Genomic DNA, 13,581 nt, shown 5'->3' with positions numbered 1-13,581 from the left:
CTGTACACCCGGAAGGAATTTCAATGAAGAAAACAGTTCTTGCCGCGGCCGCCGCGGCAGTCGCTCTCGCCCTCGGAGGCTGCGCAAGCAGCAGCTCGCTCGACGGCGGATCGGAGGAGTCGAGCGGCGACACCATTACCATCGGCTCCGCCAACTTCTCGGAGAACGTGCTGCTCGCGCACATCTACGCTGAGGCGCTGGAGGACGCGGGAGTTGCAACGACCGTGAAGCCAAACATCGGCAGCCGCGAGGTGATCATTCCGGCGCTGCAAGACGGCAGCATCGACATCGTGCCCGAGTACAGCGGCGCGCTGCTCGCGTACCTCGGCGGCGACGACACTGCCTTCAGCTCGGAAGACGTGCTCAAAGCACTCGACGCAGTGGTGCCCGAGGGTACGACGCTGCTCGAGGCCGCAGCTGCCGAAGATAAGGACACGCTCGTCGTGACCGCCGAGACCGCAGAGAAGTACAACCTCGTGTCGATCGGCGATCTGCAGCCCGTTGCCGGGGAGCTCGTGCTCGGCGGCCCGCCGGAGACGAAGGACCGCCGCGCGGGCGTGCCCGGTCTGAAGGAGCTCTACGACGTCACGTTTGGCGAGTTCAAGTCGGTCGACCTTGGCGGCCCGCTCACCGTTGCCGGCCTGAATGGCGGCGACATCGATGTGGCCCTCATGTTCACCACGCAGTCTGCGATCGCCGAGAACAACTTTGTGTCGCTTGAAGACCCCGAGTACATGTCGCTCGCTGAGAACATCATTCCGATCGTGCGCAGCGACCGCGCAGACGACACGGTCACGGAGGCGCTGAACGCGGTGTCGGCGAAGCTCACCACCGAGGATCTCATCCGCATGAACCGCGAGATCGAGGTCGAGAAGAAGGATCCGCAGAAGGTCGCGCGAGCCTACGTCGATTCGCTCTAGTCGCGCAGACCCTGAGGGTGAAGCTCGAGAGACCTTCGTGGCCGAATGCGAGTCGGGCAAGAACCCGGCTCGCGGCTACGAAGGTCTCTCTGCTGTCTCACTCGCGAGGCAGATGCCGCTTCAGACCAACTTATGCGGGATCGACTGCAAGCTTGAGAATCTGGACCTCGGGTTGAACGCAGCTCACCTGTATGTGACCCTCATCCTCAGCTGTGACCTTGAATTCTGCGGCAGCGAATAGCGCCTCGCCGCCGTCTCCCGGAACGTTCAAGCTGGAACCCGAGGGCTTGAAAGGCTCAGCTCCTGCGTGGCATTGTGCAGGTTTTATCAGCGAGCGCTGCCCCTTCGGAACGAGGATGTAGAACATGCTCCCTGCCGTGGAGGTGACCTCAACTTCTGTGCCGAGAGCGTCAAGCTCGTGAAACTCGATCTGTGAGAGCTGATCGAGAACTTCCCGGGGCGTGGGCTCTGCGCATGCGACCAGGGGCAAAAGCGCGGTCGTTGTGATGAGCGCACCGAGGGCACGGCGGGTCTTGTGGCTCTTCTTCGAATTCACTTGTGCCTCCTCCGGCGGTTCGGCGTTTCATTGAGCGGACCGAAACGCCGCGTTTACAGCGTGGAACGCTGCTCGAATAGGCGCATTAGGCGTTCAGGTCGCTTCAAGTTCGGCGAGCACCGCTCGGCGCCTGTGCGGTGATGAAGCGGCCTGCTTAAAGGCTACAGACGTTGCAGTTTGTGTCAATGTCCAGGTCGCCCGCGGCGGGAGTGGTTAGCGAAGCGAGGCGGAGAAAACGGTGATACCTGCCGTTGTGTCGTTGTGCTCGAATGTCGAGTGCACCGTACGCAGCGCGGCCTCACGTGGCGCTGCGGGTGCGGCACAGACAGGGTTGGTGTCTCTGTGGCGAAGGTGCCCGCGATGCGCGCCAGCCGTGATCACCTATTGCCGTGGGACGGTTGTGATTGTTCTTGTTCTGGAGTTGGTGACTGGTCCTTCATAACAGTAGAGGTTTCGCTGCCTACATCTTCGGCCGGATCCAGTAGCAGCTGGGCAGCCCGGTCCCTGGCCTGGTTAGTGTGAAAGATGCTGGGCGCGAGACAACCTTGCGTAGACGCGATCATGCGCAGCAAGTTCGGAGTGTGTCCCACTTGCACGTACCCTGCCCGTTTCCAGGAGGAAGATCTTGTCGGCGTTTACTACGGTCGACAATCGGTGCGCGATTATCATCACAGTCGTAGAACCAGCAATTTCGCGAAGCGTTTCCACGAGAGCCTTTTCGTTGCCTGCGTCGAGTTGAGACGTTGCCTCATCCAACAATAAAAGACGAGGCTGGCGTATTAGCGCGCGAGCGACTGCAATCCGTTGACGTTGCCCCCGGAAAGTGTTACCCCACGATGCCCAACTGGTGTATCGATGCCGGCGGGCAAAGTGTCCAACAGATCAGTGAGATTGGTGCGTTGAAGCGCGATCTTTAACATGTCGTCTGGAACTGGTTCAGCGATTGCGTACAGTAAGTTTTCGCGAAGAGTGCCTTCAAATACTGGTGCCTCTTGTTCGACGTATGCGATCTGTGATCTGAGCGAACTGAGCGACAGTGTTGAGATGTCGACACCGTCAAGGCGAATCTGACCTGAAGTTAGGTCGAAGAATCGCTCCATCAGCGAAAACACTGTGGTCTTGCCAGCTCCCGACTCTCCAACCAGTGCGACAGTCTGGCCCGGCTCCGCTTTGAAGGTCAACCCTGCCAACACAGTCTGGCCCTGCCCGTAGTCAAAGCTCACGTTCTCGAAGTCAACTGCTGCCGGAGTGTCTGGTTTGATGCAGAACGCCCCGTCGTATTTTTCGCCGGGCAGGGCCTGAAGTTCTCGAATTCTTCGGACTGCGGCTATTCCGGATTGGAGTTCCGCAATGCCTTGTGAGAGATTTCCAATGGGTGCGGAGAGGCTGAACAAGTACAACAGGAACGCGATCAACGTTGAGATACCTAGGGATCCATCGGCTACTCGGATGCCCCCGATTGCTAGCACCGCGAGGAAAGCAAGTTGAGTCGACAAGCCGCCTGCGATTACGGAAAAGGCTGACCACTTGGCGCTACCGACTGCGTGGTTTCGAGCAGCATCCGCGGCGAAGTCCAATGAGCGTGCTTCGTGCTTCTCGCCGCCGAACGCTTTCATTGTTCGAAAGGCCCCTAGCACGCGCTCGAGTCGTGAACCTAAGTCTCCAACTGAAGCCTGCATCTCTCGCTGGGCACGAGCGATTCGTGGCACTGCAAGAACTCCGATAGCGAAGACCACCGCGAGTACGGAGCCGGAGACGCCGAGAAGAACAAGATCAAGACTGGCCATCAACGCAATGGTGGCCAAAAGCATGAGGACGGCATTCAGGGTATCGACCAACGCTCTACTGATCGCCTTGCTCAAGAGGGTGGTGTCGGCCGTCACGCGCGTGATGATCTTACCCGGCCGTTGGATCGCCCCGACACGAAGTTTGAGAGTGTGCAGGACCATACGTCTACGGGCGTCATGAACCACTTCCGCCGCCATTCGTTCCAGCACGTACGCTCCAGTCGCCGCTAGGACGCTGCCAACGATAACAAGGGCAGTCAATGCAACAACCGGCGAAAACGTGAGGCCCTTCGCGCTGCTAACTGTGTCTATCATCCACTTTGCTGCCAGCGGTTGAAGAAGCGCGGCTCCATTACCCAGCAGCCCCAGTAGCCCAGCGAGCGCGACACGGCGCCAATGCGGCCGAATATGCCCAATCAAGGCAAGGAAGTCCCGCCGCGTTGGCCTTCCTTGTTCCTCATGATTTGATTGCGAGCCTTTAGCTTGACTGCTGGCGTGATCTTCTTGGTGCTCTGATGACTCAGCGCCACCCTGAATGGGATCACCTGTCTCCGAAGAGCTGGGGCGCGATGTATCAGTAGGCCCCATCACGACAACTCCTTTCGTCTTGTGCTTCGCTTACTTGGCAAGAACTCCTCCAAGTACGGATTCTTCACTCCGTCGCATGGGTGGGCACTCTCATTACGACTCGAAATAGCCGTATTTCGCCTGCTTCCTCACCAATAGGCTCGCCCTCGGCTTCCACCCATGCGTGAGCGCTGAAGGGTTCTAAGGAGACTCCGGTACACCACTCGGGCCAGACACCGCGAAGGCGACAGAGCATCGCCGTTGCGAGAGAACGCTCGAGACAGCGTGGGCCTGCGCAACGTGGGCTCGAGCCCACGACTTCAGAACGGGCTCGCGACGTCTCGAGACGCGAGGCCGGATGTGCCCCCTTCCGGAGAAACTCCAATACGGTTCTTAAGCGGAGAGGTTCCAACCGGACTAGGACCCTCGCTGCGTTTGCTGCTGCTCGCGCCATCACCCAGTTCCCAAAAGCGGGACGTGGCTCAGTCTCGAGGGAGATCATTTTAGGGCTCATGTTGAATCAACTCAGCCTTCGTTGCTGCTTCAATTAGGCCATGCACATCACCTGTGATCTGTGCGGCTTGGTCTGGATAGGCTGCGCTGAGGTGCTGAATGGTCTGCGGCACGTCGTTGCCGTTGAGCAAGCTTCGCAGTACCTGCGCTCCTGTGACGTTTACCTGCCAGTAAGTTCCTCGAGCTTCATTCAGCAGGACACCGCCCCTGTCGGCTTCGGTGAATGAGACGTGTTCGGCGAGTCGCCATTTCATTGCCTTGCCTCCCAGATCTGCTTGATTTTTTGTGTCAAGTCCAAGTTCTGTTGTCTGGGTACTGCACTCAATGAGTCTGACCTGGACTTCTTGGCAGCGCGCAACCAGAGCTCCAAGCCGATGGTCGAGTCAAGCGGAGTTAGCGGTCGGACGTCAGGGTGGAGTCCCGTAATGATCCTTCGAAGAGTCAGCGGGTTGACCAGACCTGCCTCGCCAAGCGCGAGATCATCACAGAGTTCGTCGAGCGCTGGCCTCCCGTGTTTGAGCCCGCCGAAGATCTCTGCACTGTAGTCGCCTTTCGTGGTCCTATCGAAGACGTATGGAACACGACCGCGAGTTGCCCGCGCGAGAACTGCTTTGGGGCGACCGTCGGCAAGTCTGGCCTCTAGTCGAACCGATAGAGCCGCCTCGATCACACGATCATCGGCGAAAGGGGCCTCTAGCCTTACTCCATGGCGAGCTGCGATCTTGTTGTTGAACCTCATCGCAGTCCCGTTTACCTGCATCAGTCGAATGATGGAGTGGTCTACCGGAAGAGGGGACAACGGCTCAGGCTGCGCCGACGCGGCATTGATAATTCTCTGACGGACCTCCTCGACTGCCTGTGAGGTCGCCCAGGGAGGCATCCGCGGACCAACTTCCCAGTCTATGTCGGGCGCTGAACTCCAAGTGCGGGGAGACTCCAGCATGTCCGAGGACGAGGCAAGCCAACGATGGAAACGAGGAATCTTGGAGAAGATAGTCCTTGTTTCTCGTAGGTTCCAGCGATATCGATGTCTGAACCTTCGAACGTGGGGGAGAGTCTTCTTGAGATCGGTTTGAGCAAGCGCAACTATGGTCAGAACTGTGGGCTGAAACAGTTCGTCGGCTCCAACGCCGCCGAGGTGATACTTCGCGCCAGCTCGGGCCGTTATCTGGGCAAGATAGTCGTACGTATCCCGGGCTCGGGCAAAAGGCGAGGGGCCGTCGAGGTCGACTCCGTCCACATTCAGATTTGAGTACAGGTGAGGCCCTGACCCCCGGGCGATCTTCACGTGAGTGGCATTTGGTAGCTCGAGAGCGCATCGTTCCGCCCAGGAAGTGTCGTCGTTTGCGTCACCTAGTGGCTCATTGTGTACCGTAACCAACGACGCAGCCTGATCCGCGGCGAAGAACGCCAGCGTTGTGGAGTCCATGCCGCCAGAGAAGTCGGCGCACACGGGACGCTGACTGCCTTCGGTTCGTGCAGAGATGGCAGTCTCGATGGCATGCGCGACACGGGCGGCACCCTGCTCCAGTGAGAACTCGGGGCCTGGCGGATGCCACCACCGATCTATGCTTCTTGAGCCATTCGCCTGAATAGTCAGTGCATAGCCACCGGGCACGCTGACGACCCCCTTCCATAGTGTTTCCTCGCTGAGCGGCCAGGGGGCGCCGTACGGGGAGAGCAACGCCAACGCGAGGTTGGCCTCGTTTATTTCTCCAGTAGAAAGTTGGGACAGGACATGTGCGCGATCTGAGACGACCGCGGTTTTTCCTTCGGTGAGGAAGAAGAACTTGCTTGCGGTAGATACTGGACCTTGGACCCGAAGAGTCCCCCCAATGCTGGACGCCAAGAGGACCGATCCGTCTATCCTTCGGGCAAGTGTGTCGATGTCAGCCGTGGAGGTTACGCTGCGGAACATCCGTTTGAGTTGTTCTTTTGAAGTTGTAGTTGGGCCAAATAGGCAGATTCGGGCGTCGGTCAGCTCTGCCTCGACCAAGTCTTCTGCTGACCAATCGCCAATAATCCATGGCCGTCCCGAAGGATGGAGTTTCACCTGGGCATTGTCGAGTTCTAGACGCGACAATTCGACGCTTCTGGCGTTGTCTGAGTCTGGCAAGATGAGTAGTGTCATTGGTCTTTCCCTGTGAGGGGTTCTCGTGACATGAAGGCTTCGCCCTCCTTGCGGGATGATGTCGGAGTTCCGTCTGCGTCTGCTTTGTCCACTGTCCGTTCAGGGAGCTAGTCGTGGTGCATCCCTGAACGGACAGTGCGTGGGAAGTGTCGCTATCGGCTAGAACCAATAGCCCCAGCCAGGACTATCGACCCAGTTCCCGAGCCTGGTGAGGCGTGTAACCTCTGAGAATTTTCCAACTTCGACAATCGAGGGGGATTCGTAGCGAGGCATGATTTTCTCCTTTCTCACAACCACTATGAAGCGGAGGCAAGTTGCTTCCGACGGTGATTCATTGTGGTGTTGAGAGTCTTCATCCCGCTGATGACTAGTTACTTCCCGCTGTGTTCCCGAGCGCTTCCCAAAAGTACGGGGAGCGAATTATTGGCCCTCAGGCAGGGCCGTCGATGAGTCTTCCGAAGGCTGCTGGAAAACGCAGACAAGGTGGGACAGCGAGCCTCATTCCTTCACGCCTGCATGCGGATCCTTGGGAAGTTTTCCGATCTTGGGGGAACAAACCTAGTTAGTCGCGTGCGGTAGTGCATCAAATGCGACTATTTACAAATTCGAGTATTGATTATTTCCAAAGTGCTATACCCTCGCAAGAAGAGGACAGACTGCCTGGTCGGTCACTGTTGATCTGCGCGTGGGAAGTTTATGGACCTGACCCTCGGAGGGCCACACAACTGCGTGGACAAGGGCGGACTCCATGGGACGACCGTGGCGCGGAAATCAGCTCGCAGAGATAAGTGCGTCTTGCCACAGAGAGCAACCCGGCACAGCTGAGGTCGTGGTTCATGTCCGCTCATCTGCTGCTGACTTATCAAACGACGGGCATGGAACTCGGGCGAATGCACGTCGACTAACAATAGAGAAATGTGGGGCCTGCTGGCCGCGTATTTCGGGAGCGAGTGGACTTTTGGACGGACCGGCCTCAACCTCATTTCGAGTTCGAGCATGAGTACGCACCCGCGAGTATGCTACCGAGTTCTCGGGCCGCTCTCGGTCAGTGTCGGCTCTATGGAGATATCGATCCCCACGCGCAGGGCCCGGGGCGTTCTTAGCTGCCTGTTGCTGGAACCTGGCAGATTCGTCCGTCTTTCAAGCCTCGTTGGAGCGCTGTATGGATTTGAGCCGATCAAGAGTGCGATCAACCAGGTCCATCGAGGCGTCAGCGAGCTCCGAAAGCTCAGTGTCCCTATCTCGTCAGGGCAAAAATCGTTCAGGTTGGATGCCTTGGCAGAGTCCATCGACTGCTATCGGTTTCAGCACCAGATCGAGCTCGCCTCAACTGCAGTAGCCGGCTCCGATCTTGATGCGGGGAAAGCGATGTATCGGCGGGCGCTGGAACTGTGGCGGGGCCCCGCTTTCGAGGGTCTGGCGGGACCCACCTTCGAGAGTGCCGCCCGCTACTGGGGCGAACTGAGAGTGACCGCAGAGCAGGCATATTTTGATGTCGAGCTGAAGCTTGGTTGCTTCAAAGAGATCTTGCCGCGATTGGCAATCTTGAACATGAAACATCCTCGAAACGAGATCTTCCTGGGGCAGCTGATGCTCTCGTTGTATCGATCAGGCCGAGCGACTGAAGCGCTTGAGGCCTATTCGAAGCATGCAAAGGATCTCGCAGAGGAACTTGGTGTTACTCCCGGTCCCGCGCTGTCTTCGCTGCAGGTGCAAATGCTCCAGCAAGACCCGACTCTTTTGCCAGAGTGAATGGCCGCAGATTTGCAGCGCAGAAAGACACATCTTGAAGCGTCACTAGCCGAGCTGCGCAGGTGTTGTCATTGCGTCGGGCACAACGGGTGAGAAGCCACTAGATCCGAAAAGGCCTTGCTGCCTCCGGGGAAGGTGGCGCGGGGCGGCCATCGCTAGGATGGCGTCTCCTTCGTTCCCCGATCCGTGAAGCTCTGGTCAGAGGGGTATGCACTGCGTAGCGATGTCGTATGCCTCGTCGCTCTCTTTTTTGCTGAACCTACCAGTCGAACGGTGTGGCTCCCTGCGGTCGGAGGCTCAACCATTCCGTCCCAATTTGCAATGAGCTGTGATATCGAATCGACTTCTTCGAACGGCAGCAGATGCCCGCGATCAGGAAAAACGTGGAAAGTGCCAGATTGAATTCCTGTGGCCTCGACATTGTAGACGGACGCCGGGGTGAGGGGGTCGCGCCCTGCTCCGCACAACAGCACGGGCCGCTGCAGGTGATCTGCGAAGTCGAGGACAGTTGTCGTTGTGGAAGCAATGAAGCTCTCGATCACGACAGCTCGAGACGAAAACGACCCAGCGTGCCTGCGGTGCTCTTTTCTGATCCATTTTCGTTGTCCAGCGTCACTCGTGCTAGTCATGATCGCTCCGCCGACTCCGGCGATGAGGCGGCTTGCCAGCAACCTCTCGCCGAACCGTAGAGGAAGCCTCCCGGCGAGCGCATAGTATGCGCGGGTTGCGGCCGTGGCTACACGCCTCGGGCCGGTGAGAGGGGGTTTGAGAATTGGGTTCACCAATACAGCGCTGCGGTGATCGGCTCCCTGGGCGATAGCGGAAGCGACGATCACGCTTCCGAAGGAATGGCCAAGGAGGATAGTTGAAACCGGCAGTCTCTCGGTGAGCTCGCCGAGCCAAGCACCGAAGCTCATTGCGTTGTGCGATCCAACCATGGCGCTTGAATCTCCGGCGCCGGGAAGATCCGGGACGAGTACTCGGTATCCGAATCCCGCGAGCGCTTGGGCTAAGGGTTCTAACCCGTGGTGTGTTCCTCTAAACCCATGGATCGCAAGAATCGTCGGCCCCTCCTTGTCGCCGTAGGCGAAAAGTGTGGTGAGCGAACCACTCACGGTGACCTTTGTAGTTTCCACCTGTTCAAGCTGCACGTTGGTTGCCTCCAGACTGTTCTGGAAAAGCTGATTTTTCGTGAATACTCCGGGCCTCCCGGTAGAGGGTTTCGAGGCGGCGCGTTTGGTGACTCTGCGCGAATTGGTTCGAAGGCTTGGGCCGAACTCCTGCCTCGTGCTCAAACTGGACGAACTCTCGGATTGCGGATGCAAACGCGTCGATTGACTCGTTGGCGGCGACTCGGCTGAACTCGGCGGGCAGATCTGGAGCGATGTTTCGGTCACGCAGGATGACAGGTGTGCCAACCGACACGGCCTCATATACTGTCAGGCCCTGAGTTTCGTAGCCTAGAGAACTCTGCACGACAGCATCTGCATTTCGCATTGCCGTGAGCACTCGCTGGTGGGAGACTGCGCCAAAAAAGTAAACGCGGTTCGCGATTCCGAGGTCAGCTGCCCTTCTTTGGGCATTGATGAGATCGACTCCGGAGCCATAGACATGAATGTCTGCGTCAACACTGGCCTGATGGAAGGCTTCGAAGAAGTCGGAGATACGCTTCTCCTGGCTGATTCTGCCGGGCCAAAGCAAGATAGGTCGCTTCCTGGGAGCCCGCGGCTCGCTGACAAGCGCCTGGATCAACTCATCGTCGACACCAGTCGGAACGACCCAGATCTCTTTGTCAATCCCATAACCACGGAGGCGTTGGGCGAAGTGTGTGCTTGGAGCGATGACGATGTCTGCGCGTTCTGCAAAAGCCCGGGTGTAGTCGGCGATTGACCTGACTTTTGAAGCGTTAAGGAACCGCTGTTGCGCAGAGAACAATAACCTGAAAACCGCGCGCGGGAAAGGAAGAATGGCGGGGAGCCCCACCTCGATGTTCGTGTGCATCGTATGCACAAGTGGCAGGTCGTGCCGTGCTGCGAACCTGTAGCCGTTCCACGCACCCCACAAATCACCTTGGACGTGCACGCAGTCAACGGGAGGTTTGCTAGCGAACGCGAGATCGATTGTGTCATCGAAACGCGTGCCGGCGAGTGTAAACGAGTGCTCGCCGACTCGGACGGCGCCGAGAGGCACATCATTTGTCTCTGCAGGGAAGGGCGGAGTTGTGTGCTTGGAGTTTGGGGCGCATACGGTGACCGAGTGTCCGCGGCGCTGAAGATATTTGCGTTGCAGCTCAAGAGAAACTTGCAGCCCGCCAAGGGTTGCGGGATGCTGATCGCTGAAGAATCCGATATGCATATTTACCTCTCACTGTCCAAGTCTCGGGTCGTGGAGGCCTCAGGATTTGATGCCTTCTTGTCGGTGCGGGTGAGCTGACTTACCCCAATCACGCCGATGCAGGCGGTGACGCCGCAGAGGATTAGCCCAGACGCGGGCACGACAGTGAGTGCAGCTTCGCCAATCACAGTGATTCCAATAACAGCCGCGGTAACCGGGTCGATTGTGGTGAGTGCCGCCACAACCACCGGCGCTGGGAACGCGTAATGCGAGCGTTGTAAGAGCACATTTGCGACAACGCCACCAATCGCAATGACTCCGAGCCCGAATAGTGCGTTGGAATCTGTCAGGGCCGCGGCGAAGCCTCGCGCGAGGAGAATCGAGACAAGGACTTTGAAGACTGTCGTAATACTGCCGAATGTCATTGCCCCGATGAAGAGACCAAAGAAACGGAGCCCAACTGATCGCGAATTCCGGCCAAGGATCACGGCGCCAAGTCCAAGAGCCGAAAGCGTGGCGAGGATCGTCGTCGCGATTACTAGCTGCTGGGGTGCCGCAAGCGCCGAGGGCCCATCAGATGGGTGTGCGGCAAGAATCGCTATAAATCCCAAGACGCCGAGAATGCAAACAAGAACGGACAGCAAGTTGGCTCTCGTCATCGAGACCCTACCCATTAGGCCGCTATACGCTGCAGACGCCGCAAGGGCGATTACGCTCATCGCTTGCACCGCGCTTACTGGAGCGAGTGCGAGCGCGACGAAGTTGGTGCTGACTGCGACGCCAAGAAGGAGAAGTCCGATGAGCCAGCGTGGAGACCGAAGAAACGAAAGCCACCGACCGCCGGATTGAAACACAGCCCTTGACTGCATTTCGGATCCGCTCGCGAGGAGCACGGCGCCGAGGAAAGCGACGGCGAGTCCGAGCATGAACGGCGCGTCTATCTCAATCACCTCGCTGCGGAGCGTTGAGGACATGTGTCAATACTGAGTTGGTTGCCGATACGCTCCCTCGGACAAGTAGGAGGCCACACGCGAGAACTGCAATGATCGCGATGCTGAAGAGGGGTGCGACGAGAATGGAAATAACAACGACGAACGCAGTAACGGCTACAGTTGCTACCGCGGCACCAAACACAGCGATCTTGGCCGATAGCGTAACGCGCAGCCGCCGCATGCGATTGATAGTCTGACGCGGCATTCCAATTCGATCGAGCGCCACGTAGAGAGCACGATTCTCCAAGATCGCTGCGGTCTGCACGATAGCCGCTTGGCAGGCCACTATACAAAAAGCGATTGCGGCGACGGTGACGAGCATTGTCCGGGCGTCGGCGAACATCAGGAGCTGGTCTTGACTCATTGCCTCGCGGCTTGAACTGCGGCTGATTGTGTGGAGATAGCCGAGTAGCGAGCCCGCCGGGATCAAGATAAACGTCGCCAGAGATAGGGCAGAGACGCTCCGCCAAGCCGCACCAGGATCGTCTTGGAGACCGCGAGCTGCAACCAGCTTCGCCGGATCGGATGTCCGCGCCGCCAGCCGACGAGATACGAACGCCACCGCGAAGGGGCCGACTGCGCCGAGCACTGCCATTACTGCAAGCAATACCGCGGTCAGCACGCAGAGGACAATGAGCACGCCCCAATCAGCCGACATGAGTTGTGTGACAAGAACCGCAGCACCAAGTACCACGAGTCCAACCACTACTCGGAACCAACTCATCGGTGGGGCATCTGAGCGGGTGCGAACTCCTAGCGGAGAGAGCACGACTTTGCGCAACCCGAGCTGGGCGCTGATCGCAGCAACCACTACCAGCGCGGGTGGGACCGCCAGCCACATCCACCATGGCAGCCAGATATCCGACGCGACAAGACGCTCTCCGTGTACCGAAAACAGAGAAAGTGCGAACGGCCACAGTGCAGATAGGGCGGAGCCGGTGAGAACTCCTACAGCAGCCACGACGGCAACTTCGGCGACCGCAATGCCGCGTACCTGGTTTGCAGTGGCCCCCAACAACCGAAGCGTTGCTAGCTTGTCGTCTCGGGTCCGGGCAGCCAGTCTTGCGCTCGCGGTTCCGAGGGTTATGAGTGGCACAGCCAATAAAGCCACGAGTCCAAACGCAAGAACATCGTAGCCAGGCTCCTCGGTTGGGACTGACCAGAAGGCGAAGATCAGCATGCCGACAGCAAATGTCAGTAGCGCGGTAACAGCCGAAGCAACGAGTTGGAGCGTAGTAATGGCTACTGACGCTTGAAACGGGCGGATCAGGGACCGCAGTGCGCGACCGTTCATACGTTGCTCACGATCTGACCATCGCGGAGGTGAAGGATTCGGTCGCACTGGGACGCAACGTGCGTGTCGTGTGTCACAATTACCAGGGCGCCGTCCAGCCTCGTTCCTTTCTCAAGAAGCGCGTCGAGGACTCCGGCAGCAGAGCGAGAGTCTAGGGAGCCCGTAGGCTCATCGGCGAAAATGACGCTTGGGGAGTTGACGAGTGCACGAGCGATCGCAACACGCTGTGATTGCCCGCCAGAAAGTTGCCCGATGCGCCGTTGGCCAAGACCTTCGAGACCGAGCCGGCGCAACTCCCTTTCCGCTCGTTCTTCAGCCGTTGTCCTGGACACACCCATCAGCAAGAGCGGTAGCGCAATGTTCTCAGCGGCGGTGAGCTCTGGCAGCAGCATCCCCTGCTGGAAGACGAATCCGAATCGTCGTAGTCGAAAGGCGGATCGTGCGTCATCAGAAAGCGTGGCCAGATCATCAAACCCAGTGCCTTCGGAGCGCCTGACTAAGACCGCACCGGAATCAGGCGTGAGAATTCCAGCAAGGACGTATAGAAGGGTCGATTTTCCTGAGCCACTCGGTCCCATTATTGCCACCGACTCGCCAGGCGTAATTGAGACGCTCGCATCCGCCAGCGCAAGCGTCGTGCCGAATGCCTTATTTGCGCCCTTCGCCTGAATCAGCCAGGTTCTGGCTATCGCCATATCTCGGTGCTCGTCGTGTGTAGTGTTGTCCATCGCGTTC

The 13,581-nt window shown here is 58.4% G+C and carries 12 protein-coding genes and 1 pseudogene; 2 read left to right on the top strand and 11 right to left on the bottom strand.

From position 1 onward, the window contains the following. Positions 1–23: 23 nt before the first annotated feature. Positions 24–920 carry an ABC transporter substrate-binding protein gene (locus tag ACF07D_RS03330; protein ID WP_391503882.1) on the top strand — a complete coding sequence of 299 codons (897 nt, stop codon included), beginning with the start codon at positions 24–26 and terminating at the stop codon, positions 918–920. 130 nt (positions 921–1,050) lie between these two features. On the opposite strand, the gene ACF07D_RS03325 is transcribed toward ACF07D_RS03330, so the two are convergent. The 6 genes and pseudogenes from ACF07D_RS03325 to ACF07D_RS03300 all read right to left on the bottom strand — a co-directional run bounded on the left by ACF07D_RS03325 (position 1,051) and on the right by ACF07D_RS03300 (position 6,747). Next, positions 1,051–1,476, bottom strand: a complete 426-nt coding sequence (locus tag ACF07D_RS03325) for a hypothetical protein (protein ID WP_391503881.1) — start codon at positions 1,474–1,476, stop codon at positions 1,051–1,053. Between the two features lie 513 nt (positions 1,477–1,989). Continuing rightward, positions 1,990–3,851 (bottom strand): annotated as a pseudogene (locus ACF07D_RS03320) (ABC transporter ATP-binding protein). A gap of 64 nt (positions 3,852–3,915) precedes the next feature. Beyond that, positions 3,916–4,284: a lasso peptide biosynthesis B2 protein gene (locus ACF07D_RS03315; RefSeq protein ID WP_391503944.1), complete on the bottom strand. Its 369-nt coding sequence runs from the start codon at positions 4,282–4,284 to the stop codon at positions 3,916–3,918. 49 nt (positions 4,285–4,333) lie between these two features. Beyond that, positions 4,334–4,597, bottom strand: coding sequence for a lasso peptide biosynthesis PqqD family chaperone (locus ACF07D_RS03310; RefSeq protein WP_391503880.1), 264 nt, complete (start codon positions 4,595–4,597; stop codon positions 4,334–4,336). Next, positions 4,594–6,474 (bottom strand): asparagine synthase-related protein, encoded by a 1,881-nt coding sequence (locus ACF07D_RS03305; protein WP_391503879.1) that lies wholly within the window; start codon positions 6,472–6,474, stop codon positions 4,594–4,596. Before ACF07D_RS03305 ends, ACF07D_RS03310 begins: the two co-directional genes overlap by 4 nt. A 159-nt stretch (positions 6,475–6,633) precedes the next feature. Next, positions 6,634–6,747, bottom strand: coding sequence for a lasso RiPP family leader peptide-containing protein (locus ACF07D_RS03300; protein WP_119283342.1), 114 nt, complete (start codon positions 6,745–6,747; stop codon positions 6,634–6,636). Positions 6,748–7,533: 786 nt separating this feature from the next. Here ACF07D_RS03300 and ACF07D_RS03295 point away from each other — a divergent pair. Then, positions 7,534–8,226, top strand: coding sequence for a BTAD domain-containing putative transcriptional regulator (locus tag ACF07D_RS03295; RefSeq protein WP_391503878.1), 693 nt, complete (start codon positions 7,534–7,536; stop codon positions 8,224–8,226). A gap of 155 nt (positions 8,227–8,381) precedes the next feature. Here ACF07D_RS03295 and ACF07D_RS03290 read toward each other — a convergent pair whose 3' ends face one another. The 5 genes from ACF07D_RS03290 to ACF07D_RS03270 are packed head-to-tail and all read right to left on the bottom strand — an operon-like array spanning position 8,382 to position 13,574. Further along, a complete protein-coding gene (locus tag ACF07D_RS03290; RefSeq protein ID WP_162921199.1) occupies positions 8,382–9,377 on the bottom strand; it encodes an alpha/beta fold hydrolase in 996 nt (331 codons plus the stop codon). After that, positions 9,367–10,581: a glycosyltransferase gene (locus tag ACF07D_RS03285; protein WP_391503877.1), complete on the bottom strand. Its 1,215-nt coding sequence runs from the start codon at positions 10,579–10,581 to the stop codon at positions 9,367–9,369. Before ACF07D_RS03285 ends, ACF07D_RS03290 begins: the two co-directional genes overlap by 11 nt. 2 nt (positions 10,582–10,583) lie before the next feature. After that, positions 10,584–11,534, bottom strand: coding sequence for a DMT family transporter (locus ACF07D_RS03280; RefSeq protein WP_391503876.1), 951 nt, complete (start codon positions 11,532–11,534; stop codon positions 10,584–10,586). Beyond that, entirely contained in the window at positions 11,503–12,846 is a 1,344-nt protein-coding gene (locus ACF07D_RS03275) for an FtsX-like permease family protein (RefSeq protein ID WP_391503875.1), read from the bottom strand. Before ACF07D_RS03275 ends, ACF07D_RS03280 begins: the two co-directional genes overlap by 32 nt. Then, positions 12,843–13,574: an ABC transporter ATP-binding protein gene (locus tag ACF07D_RS03270; protein ID WP_391503874.1), complete on the bottom strand. Its 732-nt coding sequence runs from the start codon at positions 13,572–13,574 to the stop codon at positions 12,843–12,845. Before ACF07D_RS03270 ends, ACF07D_RS03275 begins: the two co-directional genes overlap by 4 nt. Positions 13,575–13,581: the final 7 nt, after the last annotated feature.

Source organism: Leucobacter sp. NPDC015123 (assembly GCF_043080205.1).
Taxonomy (GTDB): Bacteria; Actinomycetota; Actinomycetes; order Actinomycetales; family Microbacteriaceae; genus Leucobacter; species Leucobacter aridicollis_A.
The sequence above is the reverse complement of the archived record's forward strand: the minus strand, read 5'-3'. Positions and strand labels throughout refer to the sequence as shown.

What these genes read in the sequence shown, in the direction of transcription:
- ACF07D_RS03310 (WP_391503880.1), bottom strand. Translation starts at nt 4,597, where the DNA reads ATGAAATGGCGACTCGCCGAACACGTCTCATTCACCGAAGCCGACAGG.
- ACF07D_RS03280 (WP_391503876.1), bottom strand. Translation starts at nt 11,534, where the DNA reads ATGTCCTCAACGCTCCGCAGCGAGGTGATTGAGATAGACGCGCCGTTC.
- ACF07D_RS03295 (WP_391503878.1), top strand. Translation starts at nt 7,534, where the DNA reads ATGGAGATATCGATCCCCACGCGCAGGGCCCGGGGCGTTCTTAGCTGC.
- ACF07D_RS03305 (WP_391503879.1), bottom strand. Translation starts at nt 6,474, where the DNA reads ATGACACTACTCATCTTGCCAGACTCAGACAACGCCAGAAGCGTCGAA.
- ACF07D_RS03300 (WP_119283342.1), bottom strand. Translation starts at nt 6,747, where the DNA reads ATGCCTCGCTACGAATCCCCCTCGATTGTCGAAGTTGGAAAATTCTCA.
- ACF07D_RS03315 (WP_391503944.1), bottom strand. Translation starts at nt 4,284, where the DNA reads ATGGCGCGAGCAGCAGCAAACGCAGCGAGGGTCCTAGTCCGGTTGGAA.
- ACF07D_RS03285 (WP_391503877.1), bottom strand. Translation starts at nt 10,581, where the DNA reads ATGCATATCGGATTCTTCAGCGATCAGCATCCCGCAACCCTTGGCGGG.
- ACF07D_RS03330 (WP_391503882.1), top strand. Translation starts at nt 24, where the DNA reads ATGAAGAAAACAGTTCTTGCCGCGGCCGCCGCGGCAGTCGCTCTCGCC.
- ACF07D_RS03275 (WP_391503875.1), bottom strand. Translation starts at nt 12,846, where the DNA reads ATGAACGGTCGCGCACTGCGGTCCCTGATCCGCCCGTTTCAAGCGTCA.
- ACF07D_RS03270 (WP_391503874.1), bottom strand. Translation starts at nt 13,574, where the DNA reads ATGGACAACACTACACACGACGAGCACCGAGATATGGCGATAGCCAGA.